At 47.4% G+C, this 18,356-nt stretch carries 21 protein-coding genes; 8 read left to right on the top strand and 13 right to left on the bottom strand.

Annotated elements, in window-relative coordinates; translation table 11 throughout:
- Positions 1–167: 167 nt before the first annotated feature.
- From LDL40_RS18300 to murB, 3 genes are read right to left on the bottom strand one after another with little or no spacing between them, the layout of a single operon-like run.
- On the bottom strand, positions 168–866 hold the full coding sequence (locus LDL40_RS18300) for a type III pantothenate kinase (RefSeq protein WP_300996921.1): 699 nt from the start codon (positions 864–866) through the stop codon (positions 168–170).
- The gene (gene birA, locus LDL40_RS18295; protein WP_300996909.1) at positions 863–1,867 is read right to left on the bottom strand and encodes a bifunctional biotin--[acetyl-CoA-carboxylase] ligase/biotin operon repressor BirA; all 1,005 of its coding nucleotides are present in this window, start codon (positions 1,865–1,867) and stop codon (positions 863–865) included. Before birA ends, LDL40_RS18300 begins: the two co-directional genes overlap by 4 nt.
- Positions 1,857–2,849: a UDP-N-acetylmuramate dehydrogenase gene (gene murB / locus LDL40_RS18290; protein ID WP_300996908.1), complete on the bottom strand. Its 993-nt coding sequence runs from the start codon at positions 2,847–2,849 to the stop codon at positions 1,857–1,859. The genes birA and murB overlap by 11 nt, the downstream gene beginning before the upstream one ends.
- 148 nt (positions 2,850–2,997) lie before the next feature.
- Here murB and LDL40_RS18285 point away from each other — a divergent pair, with 148 nt between their 5' ends.
- On the top strand, positions 2,998–3,417 hold the full coding sequence (locus tag LDL40_RS18285) for an acyl-CoA thioesterase (protein WP_367304349.1): 420 nt from the start codon (positions 2,998–3,000) through the stop codon (positions 3,415–3,417).
- 66 nt (positions 3,418–3,483) lie between these two features.
- Here LDL40_RS18285 and LDL40_RS18280 read toward each other — a convergent pair whose 3' ends face one another.
- Entirely contained in the window at positions 3,484–4,866 is a 1,383-nt protein-coding gene (locus LDL40_RS18280; protein WP_300996906.1) for a pre-peptidase C-terminal domain-containing protein, read from the bottom strand.
- Positions 4,867–5,247: 381 nt separating this feature from the next.
- On the opposite strand from LDL40_RS18280, the gene LDL40_RS18275 reads away from it, so the two are divergent.
- Together LDL40_RS18275 and LDL40_RS18270 are read left to right on the top strand one after the other, a co-directional pair.
- Positions 5,248–5,586, top strand: a complete 339-nt coding sequence (locus tag LDL40_RS18275; protein WP_300996905.1) for a tRNA-binding protein — start codon at positions 5,248–5,250, stop codon at positions 5,584–5,586.
- Positions 5,587–5,657: 71 nt separating this feature from the next.
- Positions 5,658–7,013, top strand: a complete 1,356-nt coding sequence (locus LDL40_RS18270) for an energy transducer TonB (RefSeq protein WP_300996904.1) — start codon at positions 5,658–5,660, stop codon at positions 7,011–7,013.
- Here the strand turns inward: LDL40_RS18270 and LDL40_RS18265 are convergent.
- From LDL40_RS18265 to cyaY, 8 genes are all read right to left on the bottom strand, one after another.
- Positions 7,002–7,511 (bottom strand): DNA-deoxyinosine glycosylase, encoded by a 510-nt coding sequence (locus tag LDL40_RS18265; protein ID WP_300996903.1) that lies wholly within the window; start codon positions 7,509–7,511, stop codon positions 7,002–7,004. The two genes, LDL40_RS18270 and LDL40_RS18265, sit on opposite strands and share 12 nt — an antisense overlap.
- A gap of 1 nt (position 7,512) precedes the next feature.
- Positions 7,513–8,598: a heme biosynthesis HemY N-terminal domain-containing protein gene (locus tag LDL40_RS18260; RefSeq protein ID WP_300996902.1), complete on the bottom strand. Its 1,086-nt coding sequence runs from the start codon at positions 8,596–8,598 to the stop codon at positions 7,513–7,515.
- Positions 8,595–9,701, bottom strand: coding sequence for a uroporphyrinogen-III C-methyltransferase (locus LDL40_RS18255; RefSeq protein WP_300996901.1), 1,107 nt, complete (start codon positions 9,699–9,701; stop codon positions 8,595–8,597). Before LDL40_RS18255 ends, LDL40_RS18260 begins: the two co-directional genes overlap by 4 nt.
- A complete protein-coding gene (locus LDL40_RS18250; protein WP_300996900.1) occupies positions 9,694–10,464 on the bottom strand; it encodes a uroporphyrinogen-III synthase in 771 nt (256 codons plus the stop codon). Before LDL40_RS18250 ends, LDL40_RS18255 begins: the two co-directional genes overlap by 8 nt.
- Positions 10,465–10,469: 5 nt before the next feature.
- Positions 10,470–11,396, bottom strand: a complete 927-nt coding sequence (gene hemC / locus LDL40_RS18245) for a hydroxymethylbilane synthase (protein ID WP_300996899.1) — start codon at positions 11,394–11,396, stop codon at positions 10,470–10,472.
- Positions 11,397–11,713: 317 nt separating this feature from the next.
- Positions 11,714–12,490, bottom strand: coding sequence for a DUF2914 domain-containing protein (locus LDL40_RS18240; RefSeq protein WP_300996898.1), 777 nt, complete (start codon positions 12,488–12,490; stop codon positions 11,714–11,716).
- 16 nt (positions 12,491–12,506) lie between these two features.
- On the bottom strand, positions 12,507–13,178 hold the full coding sequence (locus LDL40_RS18235) for an alpha/beta hydrolase (RefSeq protein WP_300996897.1): 672 nt from the start codon (positions 13,176–13,178) through the stop codon (positions 12,507–12,509).
- A 38-nt stretch (positions 13,179–13,216) separates the two neighbouring features.
- A complete protein-coding gene (gene cyaY / locus LDL40_RS18230; RefSeq protein WP_300996896.1) occupies positions 13,217–13,540 on the bottom strand; it encodes an iron donor protein CyaY in 324 nt (107 codons plus the stop codon).
- Positions 13,541–13,612: 72 nt separating this feature from the next.
- Between cyaY and LDL40_RS18810 the strand changes: the two genes are divergently transcribed.
- The 5 genes from LDL40_RS18810 to xerC are packed head-to-tail and all read left to right on the top strand — an operon-like array spanning position 13,613 to position 17,466.
- Entirely contained in the window at positions 13,613–13,780 is a 168-nt protein-coding gene (locus LDL40_RS18810; RefSeq protein WP_367304348.1) for a lipoprotein, read from the top strand.
- The gene (lysA, locus tag LDL40_RS18225; protein WP_300996895.1) at positions 13,780–15,030 is read left to right on the top strand and encodes a diaminopimelate decarboxylase; all 1,251 of its coding nucleotides are present in this window, start codon (positions 13,780–13,782) and stop codon (positions 15,028–15,030) included. Before LDL40_RS18810 ends, lysA begins: the two co-directional genes overlap by 1 nt.
- Positions 15,031–15,900: a diaminopimelate epimerase gene (gene dapF, locus LDL40_RS18220; protein WP_367304347.1), complete on the top strand. Its 870-nt coding sequence runs from the start codon at positions 15,031–15,033 to the stop codon at positions 15,898–15,900.
- The gene (locus LDL40_RS18215) at positions 15,897–16,568 is read left to right on the top strand and encodes a DUF484 family protein (RefSeq protein ID WP_300996894.1); all 672 of its coding nucleotides are present in this window, start codon (positions 15,897–15,899) and stop codon (positions 16,566–16,568) included. Before dapF ends, LDL40_RS18215 begins: the two co-directional genes overlap by 4 nt.
- Complete coding sequence (gene xerC / locus LDL40_RS18210) at positions 16,555–17,466, top strand: tyrosine recombinase XerC (RefSeq protein ID WP_300996893.1); 912 nt, start codon at positions 16,555–16,557, stop codon at positions 17,464–17,466. Before LDL40_RS18215 ends, xerC begins: the two co-directional genes overlap by 14 nt.
- 25 nt (positions 17,467–17,491) lie before the next feature.
- Here the strand turns inward: xerC and LDL40_RS18205 are convergent, their stop codons facing one another.
- Positions 17,492–17,989 carry a DUF2059 domain-containing protein gene (locus LDL40_RS18205; RefSeq protein ID WP_300996892.1) on the bottom strand — a complete coding sequence of 166 codons (498 nt, stop codon included), beginning with the start codon at positions 17,987–17,989 and terminating at the stop codon, positions 17,492–17,494.
- Between the last annotated feature and the right edge of the window lie 367 nt (positions 17,990–18,356).

Here is an 18,356-nt window from a genome sequence, read left to right as displayed (position 1 = left end):
GAGTCGAACGGATGACCTACTGATTACAAGTCAGTTGCTCTACCAACTGAGCTAAAGCGGCTACGTCAGTGGGTGCGAATTCTAGTGGAATGCCCCACCCCACGCAACAGGAAATAAAAAAAAACTTATAAAATCCAACCTGAATGCTCAATAAGTACACAAAACGGTCAATTCGGCTCGATATATCGGGCTAATCCCTGAAAGATCAACTGAGATTCAAGCTGAACAGGTAGATCTGTCAGGTATTTTTGCAACAGCCCTGCATCCCCGCCCGTTAAAATAATTAATTCAGTTGGTTTAATTGCAAAAGCCTGTCGTATAGCACCCACTAAAGCTGCGATTGCGCCCTGATATAAAGCAGTGGCAGTATCAGTCGCAGGGCATAGTTGTTCGGTTTCCAATTGCGCAGAAAATACTTTGGCTGTTTTACTTAATACGGCTTCTTGCTGCAATCTTTGGCCGGCTAGAATCCACCCCCCTCCGTGCACACCTGCAGCACTCAACCAATCTACAGTTAATGCTGTACCAGCGTCCGCTATTAGCAGGTCTTTTTCAGGATACAAAGCAGAGGCCGCAACTAAAGCTAACCAACGGTCGACACCTAACAGCTGCGGTTGCTTGTAGCTGTTACATACACCAAAAGCCCGTGCTTCACTACGGATTTGGATAAAAGGCACAATAGAAGGGATATGTTCGCGTATCGCCAACACCCGGCTCTCGGCTGCCACACTGGCACAATACACAGCTTTGATTGAAGCCCACAGCTCAGAGCTGATCTGTTCAAGCTGTATTTCGGTCAGTTGACCAGCATCATGTAAACGAGCTTTACTTCGACTGTTACCTATATCCAGTAATAGTTCCATCATAGCGCCTTTCTTAAACTAAGTTCGCCACCATAAAAGCTTTGCTTCTGACCATTAATCTCCAGCACTAGCCCACCCTGAGCGTCAACACCAGCGCAAAAACCAGTAGTGCTTTGATTACCACTGGATAAAGTGACCTGCTCACCTGAAAATTGATCCAATTGATTAAAATCCTGCACATAGCCCGAAAAGCCGTGTTGACTAAATTGCCGCAATTCCTGCACTAATTGATGCTGCAATAAAACCACTAATAAATTCCGATCTATCGGCTTTCCCAAAGCCGAAGTTAAATCAGCCCAGGGTTGGTCTACCTCTCGGTCCGTTTGCTCTGGCATCCGGATATTTAAGCCTAAACCTATGACGACATCACACTGGGCATGAGTTTGGCCTGCCAGTTCAACTAAAATGCCGCCAAGTTTTTTATGCTCGATATACAAATCATTTGGCCACTTCAAGCGTACCGGTAGCTGCCACTGCTGTTGCAAGACTTTAGCAACCGCCAGACCTACCACTAAACTTAGCCCCATAGCGGCTTGTATTCCTTGCTCCAATTGCCAGTACATTGAAAAATATAAATTGCAGCCAAAAGGCGAAAACCACTGTTTACCGCGCCTGCCCCTGCCTGCTGTCTGAGCCTCGGCCACCAGCACTGTGCCCTTTTCCAGTGCCACACCTTCTTTTAGCTTTTGCATTAATTGGCTATTGGTAGAGTCAGTAACAGATTGCACCCAGACAGGTGCCGACTGTTGTTGCTGTGCTTTAATCTGTGCTGCATCCAGTAAATGCACAGGTTGCGCCAAACGATAACCCTTGCCTTTGATCTTGTATAAATCCAGGCCATGGCGCTGCAACTGTTCTAAATGCTTGGCCACCGCAGTACGGCTAATCCCTAATTGCTCTCCCAACCATTGGCCTGAACATAAAGCACCATCAGCCAGATAAAGTACCAGCTGGCGCTGCACAATCAGGCTATGAGGTAAAGTTTTACGTTGTTCAATTGCCAAGTAAGCGCACCTCGGGTTCAAGCTGAACTGCAAATTGTGTCGCAACTTTTAGCTGTATTAAGCTGATCATCTTGAGTAAATCCTCTGCCGTCCCCTGACCAAAATTCACCAGCACCAGCGCTTGCTTTTCATAACAACCCACATCACCCATACGCTCGCCTTTTAACCCCACTTGCTCTATGAGCCAGCCTGCAGCTAACTTAACCAAGCCGTCAGCTTGCGGATAGAACGGCATAGCTGGATAACGCGACTGAATAGCCTCAAAAACAGAATGACGCACCACAGGGTTTTTAAAAAAGCTACCGCAGTTTGGTAACACGACGGGATCAGGTAATTTAGATTGACGTACAGCTATTACAGCCTGTGCCACTTCAGCAACACTGCTATGCTCATTTAAATGTTCCAAGCCTTTGTAACCTAATTTTGGCTGACCTTGTTTTTTCAGCGTCAGTCCTATGGCCACAATCACGCCACGGCCGGCCAGGGCCGTTTTAAAAATACTGTCACGGTAGCCAAAACCGCAGTCGCTTTTACTTAAACGCTGTACTGTGCGGCTTTGCCAGTGGAAAAAATCGACATAGTCGCAACAATCCGCCAACTCGGCACCATAAGCACCAATGTTTTGTACGGGCGCCGCACCAACAGAGCCAGGGATCAAAGATAAATTCTCCAGTCCCCACCACCCCTGAGTAACAGTCCAACTCACCAGCTGGTGCCAGTTATCCCCAGCTTCGATATGTAGCTGTACCTGCTGATCATCTTCTGACAACAAAGTCCGGCTTTTCGCTAAATAACGCAAGATAGTTTGAGTTTGGTCAGTCAAAAAAACACTGTTACTGCCCTCGCCCAACAATAACGGAGTGGTCGTTGGCTGGTAAGTTTTTAATTCGGCCAAAGATTCCAGCTCAACTAATTCTGCAAGCTGTGTATCCAGGGCAAAAGTGGAATAAGATTTAGCAGAGAGCTGCTGTAACAGACGCATAAAAGCACCAAATAACCAAAGTACGTTTATTCTACTGGTTCCGACGCAGCAGGCCAAAAAAATCTCAGCCCCTGCCACCAAAAACTTCATTAACCCGGTGGAAAAACTATGGCATTATAAGACCAAACAGGTCCAACCAGAGTGCTTTATGTTACATCACACTTTTATCAAAGTCCGGGGTTATCACCTGGACGGCTACCAACACGTCAATAACGCCCGCTACTTAGAGTTTTTGGAAGAAGCGCGCTGGGGGTATCTGGAACATCATGGCGATATCGAACATTTTGAAACGCTGGGACTGGCCTGGGTCATAGTTAATATCAACATCAATTACAGAGCCCAGGCCACTATGGGTCAACAACTGCGTATCGATACTGAATTTAGCGCCATCAATACCAAGAGCTCCGTCATTCATCAGAAAATCTGGCTGGAAGGTACGGACACCCTGGTGGCAGACGCCAATATCACTTTTGTTTGTCTGGATAAAAAAACTGGCAGGGCCGTGGTGATTGAAGGGGATTTAAGAAATCGTCTGGAACCTCGTCTGGGCAACCAAACCAACAACTGACATAAGTCAAAGCCATTCCTTTGGCTTTGACTATTCACATTACTAAATTAGTACGAACTGGCAGGATTAGTACGGACTGGTAGGTGTGTAGAAACTGGCTTTGCTACCATCCAAACTGATGCGGGTTGGCACTATAGAAGTGCTGTTATTAGTTAAGTTGTACTGATCGCCACTAACCAATTTATACCTAAGCAGGTTGTTTACTTTCACTGGCAAACCACAACTGGTTTGAACGTATTGGGTCTGTGCGTCAGATTTGAGGATATAAACTTCATTAGTGCCATCCACTATGCCTTGACCACTGCTATTCACAAACAAAGAGGTCGCCTCTGAAATTGCCACAACACGACTTGCAGCGCCAACTTTAGCCTGAAATACCATAGAACGGCCCATCCGGTCACGTTGCCGGAAGTGGGTATCGTTGATCACCCCTTGCAGCGCAGGGAAATTTAAAAAGCCTGAGCTGATATTGATAGTTTGGTGGCAAAAATCCGTCACAGCTTCAGCGCTGATGGCTCCTGCTACTCCATCTGGGTCATAAACATACTGACTTAACACATGATCACCAGCAGAAGTACCGCCAACCACACCACCTTTGTCATATACATGCTGGATAGCTGACTGGACTTTAGTGCCTTTCCACGCATTCAGGTAAGCTGACTGATCACCACCTGCTAACCAGACAAACTCAGCCGAGCGAATGGCCCAGTCAACATAATCTGAGTTGGCCTTAGTCACTGTGTCAACAATAATGGTTTCAACCGAAGCGGCATTAGTTAAGCCCTGTAGGTAAGTATTGTACGCATTGGTACCTGCAGTTCGTAGCACCACAATATTGCCACCTTGAATATGAGGCCCAACCCTTAAACTAAAGGCATTGTCCACATCAGTACCCCCACCCATAAGCAATAAAGCAGGATTGGATAAGGTGACACAAGTATCAGAGCTTGAACCTGTGATGTAGCTGGTCAAATTACTGGGTTTGGACGGTCTTGCCCCGTAATTACAGCCTCCGGTAGGAGGAGGATTTTCGCCACCGCCCGTACTGCCGACAAAATTAACGTTTAGCTGATAAGTGCCTGTGCCGCTGTAGCGTGTGACTTTGATATAGTGGCGCCCTGCTGGTGATGCGGTATAAGTGCCGCTTTCCGGGTTGGCACTGCTTTGTCCGGACAGAATATAACTGCCAGAGCTGCGATACAGGTACCAATCAAAGTCTTTGCCTGAGCCATGACTTAAACTGACACTGATATCTCCTGTTGCTGTGGTATCAAAATAATACCAATCCTGATCTGAACTGCTGCCTATGCTGGCCGCTACTACTGTGCCACTGCACAAGGCGCCATCAGCGGTGCTTTCGGTATTGTTGCTTTCACTTTCTTGTTGCAAACAGGCAAAGCTGTGACTGCTGAATAGCAGCGCCAACGCGCCTAAGAGAGGTGCTTTCATTTTTATTTTCCTGCTTCTTTTTATGATGTTAAAACGGCCAAAGGCCATGGTTTTACAGGCAGCCGAACAGCTGCATATAAAATTCGGTCAGATCAATTGCGGATATTTATTCGTCGAACCACTCAGACAAGTGGTAATCAGTGGAGCACGCATGCAAATTCGCCGGAGCTGCTGTCCGGGCAAATCTTTCTGAGCAAGCGTGGATTGAAGTCATACAAAGTCAAAACTAAATAAGCGATGTAATTCAATATTTATGCTTTTATATTTTCTGTCAAGGCGAAATAGTGAAATTGATTTCTCCTGTACGCATTTCCTATTAAACCATGACAACTTGAAGGTTAGTATGTAAAGCTAAGTCTTTGTAAAAAAAGGAGCGATGTTATGGAGGCTATTAGTTGGGATCAGTTTGCTGTAGTAGAACTCAGAACTGGTACTGTGATCGAAGTCACTGATTTTCCGGAAGCCCGTAAAACGGCCTATAAGCTCAAAGTAGATTTTGGCATTGAAATAGGGGTGAAACAAAGCAGTGCTCAGATCACGGCTTTGTACACTAAAGAGGAATTGCTGGGTAAACAGGTGGTTGCAGTGGTGAATTTTCCTATCAAACAAATAGGACCATTTCGCTCTGAATGTCTGATCACAGGATTTTACCGACCCGATGGCGCTGTAGTATTGGCGGTGCCGGACCAAACCGTTCCAAATGGAGCTAAATTGGCTTAACAAAATATTTACCAGACGATCCTTTGTAGCTACTATTTGCGTGGATTTTCAAGGACTCAAAGGAACAATGGATGTTAAAACTACTGGTACTCAGCTCAGCTTTGCTGATTTCATCTGTAGCTCTGGCCGATACTTATCAGGCGAGCCAGCTCTATCACCAACAACATTACCAACAAGCAAAAGCCGAGTTTGAGCTGTTACTGCCTTTGGGCAATGCCACTGCAGCGTTTAATCTTGCAGTGATGGCTATGAATGGCCAAGGGATGGCTCAGAATATGCCACTTGCCTACAGCTATTTCAGTCTGGCCGCTGAGCTTGGTCACCCCAATGCCCTTACAGGTATACAGACTCTTGACTCCCGATTGAGTGATGAGCAAAAACAACAAGCTCAGGAGCAGGCTAAGTTATGGCACAGTCAGGCTGTGCCGTCTTACGCCAGTATGCAACAACAAAAAACTGCACAACCAGCAAAAGACAACAACAGAGAAATTATTCAGCGGGTGGAACCCAGATATCCCATAAATGCAGCGCGCAGAGGTACTCAGGGTTTCGCGTCTGTTCTGTTACTGATTGATGAGCAAGGCGAAGTTATTTATGCGCAAACTCAACACAGTTTCCCTGCTGGCGTATTTGATGATGCAGCCGAGCATGCACTGAGACAATGGCGATATCAACCATCACCACAAAAGTCTATTCATACCGTCACCTTGAGTTTTAGCCTGGATATGGCCGGACAGGACAAATGGCGCGACAAACTATTTATGTCACTGCAGCAAGACACCTGGCCTGGAGCTTTAGCTGGCATAGCGAGCCACCAATACACGAATGCCATTTTATTGAATTATCTGGACCCAGCCTCTGATACCACAGCAGATCTTAACCTGTTGCAACAGAAGCTCCCCCCACAACAAGCTGACTTCCGACCGGAAAAAGCTCGGGCTGTTCCTATGCCCGCCTTTAGTGGTACAGCACTAGTGCAGGTCGACCAGCAGAAAAAATTGATACAACTCAGAGTGCTTGACGGCGAAGTTCCACTGACAGAAGGCGACAAGCTTGAGTTTATAGACAAGGCCGGAGAGTACAGAATTGCGCCTTGGGATCTAAACTTCAACACAGGAAAGGCACCGTTTTTTGCCAAAGATAAGATGTATGTAAAGACCATACCTAAGAGGCCGAAAGAATGGACGGATCACTACTGGCTGGACCAAGCCGCCCGCAATGGCTTGCTCGAAGCCCAACGCGCCCGGGCTCAGTTTGATCAAGGCTGGGCTAAGTATTTGCAGCAAAAAAATGATCCTGTAGCTTTAGGCTGGCACGCCATTGAGTTACTGACAGAACAAAAAACCTCTGAAGCCAAAGCAATGTTTCAACAGGCTCAAACTCTGGGTTTTGAAGCTACAGCTGAATTGGAAGTGTTATTCCAGTAAAGCCCTTGCCCACAATTCCAGCTTTGCTTCTTTGCTTTGGCTGGCATGAGCTGGGCTGCTGGATGGAAGTTGGAAATATTCTATATCAGTCCGATGTTTAATCAGAGGCAGCAGATGACGTTTAAACTCTTCTGCTGCTTTGCTGCCATTAAAACAAATCTTTAGAATTTGTGGTTGTGCTTCAAGCAATTGCGGAATCGTATTACAAATCACGCTGCTTTTTTTAATGGCACTATCCAGGCTGCCGGGTCTTTCGCAGTGAGCGATGACATCCCACAGCGCTATCCCTTGTTCAGTCAGTAACTGACAACGCTGCCGATATTCAAGCTCAACCGGAATAGCAAAAAGCTGCTGCATAAAGGGCCAGAATAAATTGCGCGGATGAGCGTAATAACGTTGTTCAGTCAACGAGGCGGCACCTGGCATACTGCCAAGTAACAGAATACGAGGTCTGGCTCCAATAATTGGCGCCAGACCTGTTAAAAGCTCTGATTGCATCTCAGGAGATTTTTAAACCGGGTTGATACTGCAGGGCTTTTTGCCAGGCCATTTCAGCCTGCAAAGGCTCGCCGTCTTGCTCTGCACAATAGGCAAGAGTCGCATACAACACAGCGTCCTCTTTGTGATCACGTAACCAATGCTGCAGTTGTTTGCGCAGCAGCACTACATGGCGTTTTAGCGGGATTTGTTTCAGCACAGGCCAGACCAAAGGCAAGTCAGTGTAAGCCAGGTGATCCACCAGCAGCTTTTCAGCTTGTTCGGCCTGGCCTGCTTTGACTTTAGCCCACACCCGTCCCACCACGGCAGCCATCGACTTGCGTTCTTTCGAAGGTAAAGCCAGCCAATAATCACTGCTTTCGTCAAACACGCCCTGAGCCGCCAGATTGCGGATAGCCTGCGGATAAATCTGATAACGTTGCAATTGCCACTGCGCTTTAGTAAACCACTTCTGTTCTATGGCTTTCAGTACGGTGTGAAAAACTTCAATATTATGACCGGCTGCTAAAAGCGCCTGAAAATACAGAGGAGCTAACAAAGGCGCATCTGCTGGTATCAGCATGTGAGGCTGCAATAACTCCAGCGCTGCTTTGGCCTGATTCTGGCGCAATAATAGATCGGCTTTGACATAACAGCTCTGAGCCTGGGTTGCGTCCAATTGTTCGGCCAGTTGCATAGCTTTAGCAGCGTGCCCAGCCTGTAATGCAGCATAACACGCCATACTCTGACGTAGCATAGTAAATTCTGGCATGGCGTCAGAACGGTCAAAATACTGTTCGGCGTCCTGAAACCGTCCTGCTGCTAAGGCCAAAGCTGCTTGTTCAAAAGCCAAACGCGCTTTGCGCTGTTGACGGCCACGAAACGGATTTAAGGTCCAGTTACGAAACCCCAAAAAAGGCCGCACTATGCGTAGCGTCAGCCACAACAGACCCAGAGTAAGTACCAGCAGGATAACAAAACCCACCAGCGTCATTTCGATGGTCCAAGGCCCCAGCACCAGCATCAGATAACCAGGATGCTGCGTCAACCAGGGACCCACCAACATGGCTGCGGCCAGCAGTAAAACTAAGCTCAGCAAACGGATCATGGCTTGGTCTCCACCATGCTTTGGCGCATCACCTGATCAAGCACAGCGCTGGATTGTAAAGCGGCCGGCGCTGGGAAAGCCACAGGTAAAGCCGCCAGTTGCACTAATTGCTCAGATGCCGCACTTACCCTTGGATCCACAGCCGCAAAATAGCGTTGTAAAGTATCCATGGCCTGCTGTAATGCTGCCTGATACAGCTCGCTCTGATATTTCATCGCTGCAAGTTCAGCCAACAGCAGTTGCTGTTGCAAGGTGTTGCGCAAACTCAGTTGCTCCCCTACAGATAACAGAGATAAATCTTCAGGTTGAGTTGGACGGACATGCACTAACGAACTCCAGAATGAATTCCAGTGCTGAAGTAAGGTGCTTTGCCAGTCAGAGCTGCTGGCTACTACTGGGGCAGTGTTATCCAGTGCGCGCTCACTTTGACGCAAGGGCAAATCATTGACCGCTTTGCGCAGACTGGTTAGTCCCAGTTGGATTTTGGCGACATCAGGCAAGGTATTTTTTTGCAGTTCAGCTAAATCAGTCTGAATAGCCTGGCGTAATGGCTGCATGCTGCTGTCCTGCAATACCGCCAGTTGCTGTTCAGCGCCTTGCAATAAACGTAAAGCCGCAGGCATGTCCTGCTCTAACCAGATTTTTTGCCCAGCTAATTGCAACAACTGCTGAAGTTGCCAAAGTTGCCAGGTACGACCGTTGCTTAACTGTTTTTTACTCTCCAGTTGCAACTGCAATAAAGCCTGTTGGTGCTGAACGGATGCCGCGGCTTGTTGTTTCTGCTGATCGGTCACTAAGGCCAATTGCTGTTGCAATTGTTCAGTCAGTTGCTGATGCTGCTGTTTACCTTGTTCAGTTTGTTGTAGTTGCTGTTGCTGTAATACCTGCTGTTGTTGCAGCACAGCAGTCCATTGTGGCCATAACCACCAAATCGCTGCAGCAACAGCAGCGACCAAAATCAGATTTAGCACTAATGAAAACCAGGCAAGCACACGGCCCGTTTTAGCAGGGGGTGTCGGGGTATTTTTTGCTGGCACTTTTTCAACCGGATCTTTGGAAAGTGGAGATTCAGAGGCAGTAACAGCCACCGGCGTATCAGTCATGACAAGTTCCTCTTAACTGGCAAATAGCCTCCAGTAACGCCTGATCATTGGCACTGGCTGACAAATAAATACGGGACGCTTCTATCCCAAGTTCTATAGCGGCTTCTTTCATCCGCGGGCTGACCATAATCCATAACTGTTGCTGTAACCAGCTATGTTGCTCTTTGGGCAATAATTCAAAAATAAGCTGTAAAATTTCGTTGCTGGTGACCACAATACATTGAATATGTTGCTGACGCCACTGGTCCGACAAGCTCTGTCCATCCAAGGGCAAAGGCACTCGGCGATAACTTTGCACATAATGAATATGGGCCCCGCGCTGTTGTAAGCCTTTTTTAATCAGCTCGCGTCCAGCATTGCCCCGCACTATCACTATATGTTGATCAGCAACATCCTGTAATTCTGCCAAAGCCAAAACGCCTTCACTGCGCTGATCCTGTGGCACCAACACTTCACGACCACTACATTTTCCCAGTACTGTGGCTGTGGTCGTACCAACAGCTATTAAAGGCGCAGTGATCTGTTTGCAATCGTATTGTTGTTGCAGACAACTGACGGCGCTGACACTGACAAAAATCACCTGATCCGCCTGCTCCAGCAAAGTGCCGGCTTTTGGTTTTAACGGCACTAGTTGGGTGGTGATCAAAGGCTGATACAAGTAAGGAATAGCCAGCTCATCTAAACTGGCCAACAGCTGATCCGCCTTGCCCGCTGGTCTGGTGATCAGTACTGGGCACAATGGATCCAGCAGTGGAGTCTTCACGCCAATCAGGCCTGACGGTAGACCGCATCTAAAATGCGGTCTGCGCCTAACGCCAGTAACTGTTCAGCCAGTTGAGTTCCTAATTGCTCAGCTGCCGCCGCATCCCCTTTGATTTCTGAGCGCAAAATTTCGGAACCATCCAACTGTCCGACCAAACCACGCAGCCAAAGTTCATTCTGCTGAAGTACAGCAAAAGCACCAATAGGTACCTGACAACCGCCCTGCAGCTTGCGGTTCATCGCCCGTTCAGCCAACACACAAATACGGGTTTCCTGATGTTCCAGCGGAGCTAACAGCTGTTGAACAACCAAATCATCACTACGGCATTCAATACCTACAGCGCCCTGACCATTGGCCGGCAAACTAGTGTCCACTTCTAAAAAGCTGGCGATACGGGCCTCAAAACCTAAACGAATTAAACCAGCAGACGCCAGAATAATGGCATCAAACTCCCCCGCATCCAGCTTGGCCAGACGCGTATTGACGTTACCACGTAAGTCTTTGATCTGCAGGTCAGGTCTGATGGCTTTGATTTGGCACTGACGACGTAAACTCGATGTGCCCACCACAGCGCCTTGCGGTAAATCAGCAAGCTTTTGATAGTTGTTGGAGACAAAAGCATCACGTGGGTCTTCACGACGACAAATAGTATGCAGCATCAAACCTTCAGGAAAGTCGACTGGTACATCTTTCATACTATGCACTGCTATATCTGCACGGCCTTCCAGCATAGCGGTTTCCAGCTCTTTGACAAACAACCCTTTGCCGCCAATTTTAGCTAAAGGAGTATCCAGAATTTTATCGCCCTGAGTAGACATAGGCACCAACTCAACCTGCAACCCCGGATGAGCAGCCTCCAGCCCAGCTTTAACAAAATTGGCTTGCCATAAAGCTAACGCACTTTTACGGGTGGCAATGCGAACAAGGTTCATTGGTACTCCTTTAAACAGCGGGAAACAGCAGCAACAGAATGATGATAAAGGCTGATCTGCCTGAAAATGCCGCTTAGTATATACCCAAAGTAAGCAAAGTGGCAGACGAAGCAGCACCAAGTAATCAGGGCATATGCCCAAAGTAATTGGAGTTGCAGCGCGACGACAGGTGATTGAGCCCCCTGGAGCATAGTTGTCCTATGCGTCTATGGCTTGAGGTGGATGCTCGCCAGAGAGCAAAGTTAATCCATCGAAATTTGTGACTGGGGCGAAAGCACTCAGGCAACAAAGCTGCAGCTTCAAGTACGAGGGGGATATTATTGATAATGAAAGTGATGGCTAAATAGCAGATTCTGTTGTGGATCAAGAATCTCCACCCGCCATTCGCCTTTTTGATTAGCATCAAACTCTTTTCTGCTATAGGTCCGCCAATAATCGAGTTTAACCGGAAGTGTGATCTTGGTCATCAGTTTACCTTCGTAATACCAGCGATGTTCAATGTGCTGGCCATTCAAACCTGTAACCTCAGAATATAAAGCCAAATGCGGCACTGTCGCAGCGTCAATCTGCTCACCAAAACTAAAGGCCTTAGCCGATGGATTTTGATTGGTTAAGAGGGCTAACCTTAAAACCCCTGTATCGGCATGAAACAAAGGCGCCCCATCTTCCTGCTGCGCATCCGCATCTTCGGCTGATTGTTCTACCGCAGGTTGTGCTTCCCCCCTTGGCTCTGAAACCGCGGTTTCAGTGACTCCTTCAACTTCAGACTCAAACTTTAAGTCGCCCGAAACTACAGGTTCTGCATTTTGCTGTACGGCCGCCAACACCAACTCTGGTGTTGCGGCTTCGATAGATTCTGCAGTGCTCACAACAGGGGCATTCTCTGGGATAGTATTTACCGCGGTATCAGGCGACTCCACGTTTAACCAGCCATACAACAACAAAGCGGCAGCACAGAGAGTCAGTAAAGCACCAGTGATGCGTCGCCAATGCCACTGTTGTTCAGTAACAGGCTCGGGTAAGTCGGTGCCAGAGGCTACTGCAGCAGGTCCCAGACTGACCCGGACTACTAGTTTTTCCTGCGCTGTTGTCACTTGTGCTGTTCCATGGTTAAAGTGCGGGTAATTGCTGCTGAATAAAACGGCTGATATCGGCAATTTGTTGTGGGCAGACACTATGCCCCATACGATAATCCACCCAATTCACATTAAAACCTGCAAATTTCAAAGCGTTAAAAGCAGCCTGACCCGCGCTGTAAGGCACCACTTCATCATGAGTACCATGATTCACCAGCACAGCTGTGCTTTTGTTCACTCCTGTCATTTCTTCTTTTAACTTGCCTGGCACCGCCATGTAAGTTGATAAAGCCATGACGCCTGCTAGCTTGTATGGAAGGCGGGGTAATAAATGTAGCGCAATAACACCACCCTGACTAAAACCTGCCAACAAAATACGATTGGCCGGAATGCCCTGCTCAATTAGTTTGTCGATTAAAGCTTGAACAGCTGCAGCCGATTCGCGTACACCAGTTTCATCGGCCCTGTCGTTTAAATCCCAGGTCTTTATATCGTACCAGCCACGCATCTGCATACCACCGTTGATCGTGATAGGACGCACAGGCGCATGTGGGAATAAGAACCGGATGCCAGAATTTTTTGGTAAACGTAATTCCGGCACAATAGGGGCAAAACCATCACCCGAATCACCTAAACCATGTAACCAGACCACTGCGGCATCGGCCTGAGCTGCAGGTTTTACATCAACAAAAGGAAGTAAAGCCATTGTATTTCTCTGTTTCTTTAATTTGCGTGCCTTGCCACTCAGGACTGAGCGCTAAGCACCACGTTTTGGCCTGACTGCTTACTAAAGGCATCGGAAATTAATGCCCAGAACTCAGCACCTGTTCTGTTATCAATCCAGACACCGTCTTTTAATTCAAAATGGTGGCCATTAAATTTAGTGGCAACCCACAGCTGATGCAGTGGCGGTTGCTTATTAATAATCACCTTACTACCATCCGGAAAACTGATACTTAACAAGCCACCGTTCGACTCATAATCCAGATCCAAGTCCAATGCTTCTATCGCATCTTCCACCGCAAGCAGCACCTGATCGGTCAGTTCGTCATATTCTACGTCATTCATCGGTTTCACCTGTTTGCTTTTGCTGTTAAGGATGCGATTATAGAGCGCAAAATAATTAATGAAATAAAAACCATGAATACAAAGCGACAAAGACTGGTGTGCATCCTGTTGCTCAGCCAATGGTTACTGGCCTGTGGCCAAAAAGGTCCTTTGACATTGCCTCAACCCCCACAACCCAATAAAGCGCCGGCAGAACAACCAGCGCCAGCCGATCAGCCAGTAGTTTCAAAGGAACAGTAGTGGATTACTTTAATTATCAGAATCAGAACTTATTTGCCGAAGGCGTAGCTTTAGCCGATATTGCCGCAGAATTTGGCACGCCTACTTATGTCTATTCCCGTGCGACCATAGAGCGCCATTACAAAGCTTTTGCTGAAGCTGCGCCAAGCCGTGACTTACTCGTTTGTTACGCCGTCAAAGCCAACAGCAATATAGCTCTGCTCAACATTTTGGCCCGCCTTGGCAGTGGTTTTGATATCGTCTCCGAAGGTGAATTACGCCGCGTCTTGCAAGCCGGTGGCGATGCCAAAAAAGTGGTGTTCTCTGGTGTAGGTAAGTCGGTCACTGAAATTGAGTTTGCGCTGCACACCGGCATCAAGTGCTTTAACGTCGAATCTATTCCAGAGCTGGAACGTATTCAGCAAGTGGCCAGCCGTTTGAATATCATTGCGCCTATTTCTATTCGGGTGAACCCGGATATCGACGCCAAAACCCATCCTTATATTTCTACCGGTTTAAAAGCCAATAAGTTTGGTATCGACATTAACGACGCGCTCGCCATGTACCAGCAAGCCAATGCCGCTTCACATTTAAAAGTCTGTGGTGTGGACTGTCACATTGGTTCACAACTGACCGAAACCCAGCCATTTTTAGATGCCTTAGATAAGTTATTGGCATTGATCGACAAATTAGCGGCAGTGGGTATCCACTTAAGCCATATCGATATTGGTGGCGGTTTGGGTGTGCCTTACGACGGTGAAACTCCGCCGCATCCTGCTGAATACGCCGCTAAAGTAGTAGAAAAACTGGCGGGGTATCCACAGCTGTCGCTGATTTTTGAACCGGGTCGTGCCATTATGGCCAATGCCGGTGTACTGCTGACCAAAGTGGAGTATTTAAAACCAGGTCAGGAAAAGCATTTCGCTATTGTTGATGCAGCTATGAACGACTTAATTCGCCCGGCACTCTACAGCGCATGGCAATCTATTATTGCTGTGCAACAAAAACCTGATGTTCCAGCCGTCACTTACGATGTGGTAGGTCCGGTCTGTGAAACAGGTGATTTCCTCGGTAAAGACCGTGCTTTGGCCCTGGAGCCGGGCGATTTACTGGTGGTGCGCTCGGCCGGTGCTTATGGTTTTACCATGAGTTCCAACTACAACAGCAGACCCAGAGCCGCCGAAGTGCTGGTGGATGGTGACCGTAGCTATTTAGTCCGCCAGCGCGAGCAATGGCAAGACCTGTGGCACGGTGAACAGTTGGTACCCTGAATGAACCCAGACAATAAATTTAAAGATCGCAATCACCAAAGCTTAGTGCATTTCTCAAAAATGCACGGTTTGGGCAATGACTTTATGGTGATAGACGCCGTCAGCCAAAATGTGTTCTTTACCAAAGAACAAATCAAAAAGCTGGCCGATCGCAACTTTGGTGTGGGTTTTGACCAGTTGCTGATGGTGGAACCGCCATACGATCCGGATCTGGATTTTCATTACCGCATCTTTAATGCCGACGGTTCTGAAGTAGAACAATGTGGCAACGGCGCACGCTGTTTTGCGAAATTTGTCCGGCATAAAGGCCTGACCAATAAATACAAAATTTCGGTCAGCACTAAGTCCGGCAAAATCACATTGTATATAGAGCAAGATGGTCAGGTCACGGTCAATATGGGCGTACCGCAGTTTGATCCGGTCAAAGTGCCTTTTAAAGCACAAAAACAGGAGCTGAATTATATTCTGCACAGTGAAGACGCCACTACTTTATGTGGAGTGGTCTCTATGGGTAATCCACATGCGGTGATCCTGGTCGATGATATTCAGACGGCTCCGGTGCATCAGTGGGGGCCGGTGTTTGAACACCATGAACGTTTCCCTGAACGCGCCAATATAGGTTTTATGCAGGTGCTGTCGCCTTCTCATGTCAAATTAAGAGTATGGGAACGTGGCGCTGGTGAAACCCTGGCTTGTGGCACAGGTGCTTGTGCTGCGGCAGTGATTGGTCAGATGCAGAAAAAATTACAAACCCAGGTAAGGGTAGATTTACCAGGCGGTTCTTTGCAGATCCGCTGGCAAGGGCCTGGCCAACCCGTCAAAATGACAGGGCCAGCCGAACATGTTTTTGATGGACAATTATTCTTATGAGCGACCTTCCTCTCGATACAACACTGGTGAACCCTGAACTGGCTGAAGCTAGCCTGATTGTGGATTATCTTTATGATCACCCAGAGTTTTTTCTGCAGCACCCGGAGCTTTTAAGCCGGTTACGTTTACCACACCAGCAAAGAGGTGTGGTGTCTTTAGTAGAACGTCAATTGGAATTACAGCGCGAAAAAATCCGTTCTTTAGAAGATGACATTACGCGTCTGATGGGTATAGCCCGCCAGAACGAGCAGATATTTTATGCGCTGAACGATCTGCACTTAGAATTATTAAAAACCACAGATCAAAGCGCGTTATTAAGTGCACTGCAGGCCTTTACCGCCAAAATGCCGCAGGTGCAAAGTTGTGTATTGGTCGACCTGCAGCAAAAAACCGAGCAGGTCGCGCAATTACAGCTGATACTGCAACGCCGTTTAAGTGGCAAAACTTATTATTTTGGCCGGATGAACCGCGACGAAATGTCGGCGCTGTTTGAATCTCACATTCACTCTGTGTCCTTGCAACTGTTAACACTGTCGGACGAGCAGCAGTTCCTGCTGGCTTTTGGCAGTGACTCAGACGAGCATTTCCAGCCAGGGATGGACACCTTATTTTTGGACCATCTGGCGAAGCTGGTATTAGCTGTTTTACCCTCTTATGTTGTCGCCTGAATTAGCTGATTGGCAGGCCGACTTGTCGGCTTTCCTGGCTTATTTAAAACATGAACGGGGTTACAGCGATAAAACCTTAACCAGCTACCATTTACAGCTTTGCGCTGTGGCCAGTCAATTGGCCGGGCAAGCACGTCATTGGCTAGATCTCAGCGAAACCCAGTTACAACAGCATATCTCTTCATGCCGCAAAAGCCTGAAAGCACGTAGCTTAGCGCTACGGGTCGCTTCGTTACGCAGCTTTTACCGTTACCTGGTGCAACAAGGCAAACTCAAAGAAAACCCAGCCTCTTATCTACAAGTGCCAAAATTTGATAAACCTTTGCCAAAAAATCTCGATGTCGACCAAATTCATCACCTGCTGGATTTTGATACCAGCGAAGATGCTCTCGCCTGCCGGGATAAAGCTATTCTGGAGTTGTTTTACTCATCAGGTTTACGATTGGACGAACTGGTCAGTGCCAATCTGCAGGATATTGATTGGTCCGAAGCCTTGATACGGGTGCGCGGCAAAGGCAATAAACAAAGAGTACTACCTATAGGCCGTATGGCAGTGGCTGCTCTGAAAGACTGGCTAAAAGTGCGAGGCGCTTACGTGGGGGCAGAGCCTGAGGCGTTGTTTTTAAGTAAACAAAAAAACCGGATCAGCCACAGGCAAGTACAACAGCGTGTCAACCTCTGGTCGGAGCGCCAGGGTTTAACTCAGCATTTACACCCTCATATGCTGCGTCACTCCTTCGCCACTCATATGCTCGAATCCAGCTCAGACCTGCGCGCCGTGCAGGAACTACTAGGCCACGCCAACCTCAATACCACTCAGGTCTACACCCACCTGGATTTCCAGCAGCTCGCTAAAGTCTATGACAGTGCGCATCCGAGGGCGAAGAAGAAGGGCTGACGTACATGCCGTAATGGCGAAAAAACTACTTCTTCTGACTTTGCTCTATCCTTTCCTGGCTCTGTTTCTCTACCAATTGCTTAATTTTAGGCATTAACTGCATCGACAGTTCCTGCATCATTGCCATGCTGGCCTGAATCAATTCCGGCTGACGCTTGACCATCTTCTGACCTGCTGGTGATTGATAAAAAGCGATAATGCCTTGTAACTCGTCTTCAGTAAAAATACTGGCATAAAGCGCGCTCATAGGCTGCTCTAACTGTTGCCAGGATAACTCAGAGCGAACCAACTGGTTCAGTTCCCGCAAGTGCTTCTGTACCAAAGGATCGTCCTTTCCATCTTTGAGTTGAGCACGAACCATTTGCTCGCTCATCTGATCTAACTGCGCATAAGCGTAATCTATTGTAGCGGCGGCATCCGTTACTTTCAGAAACAGCTCTACAGTTTCAGGCTTGGCTGGCTCGGCCAGACTGACAAAACTACATAACAATACACTGACGCAGCTTAATAACTTTAAGTTCATCGATAATCTCCTTGATTGATGAACAAAAGATAGTGCTTATTTGTTATCTTTTTTGCAACAAAAATGATTATGTACCACGCATTGTTCATAAAAACAGCGGCTAAGCCCCGTATGCTGGTTCAGCCAGCTCGCTTGAAGAGAGAAAACCAGTACCTGAACCTAAGTTATTGTTGTTACACCATCGAAGATAAAAATAAAAACAGTTATAAATCAAATACTTAATAAGAATTATCAAAATAATTAAAAATTAAACTTGCGAAATAATAGTTATCGCAATAATATAATCACAACTCGGGTCGAACAGCTGGTTCAACAGCAATAAAACGACCGGATACAGAACGTAGTAAAGAGTGTGAAAGACAAGACG

Origin of the sequence: Rheinheimera sp. (genome assembly GCF_020217005.1) — a bacterium.
Taxonomy (GTDB): domain Bacteria; phylum Pseudomonadota; class Gammaproteobacteria; order Enterobacterales; family Alteromonadaceae; genus Pararheinheimera.
The sequence above is the reverse complement of the archived record's forward strand: the minus strand, read 5'-3'. Positions and strand labels throughout refer to the sequence as shown.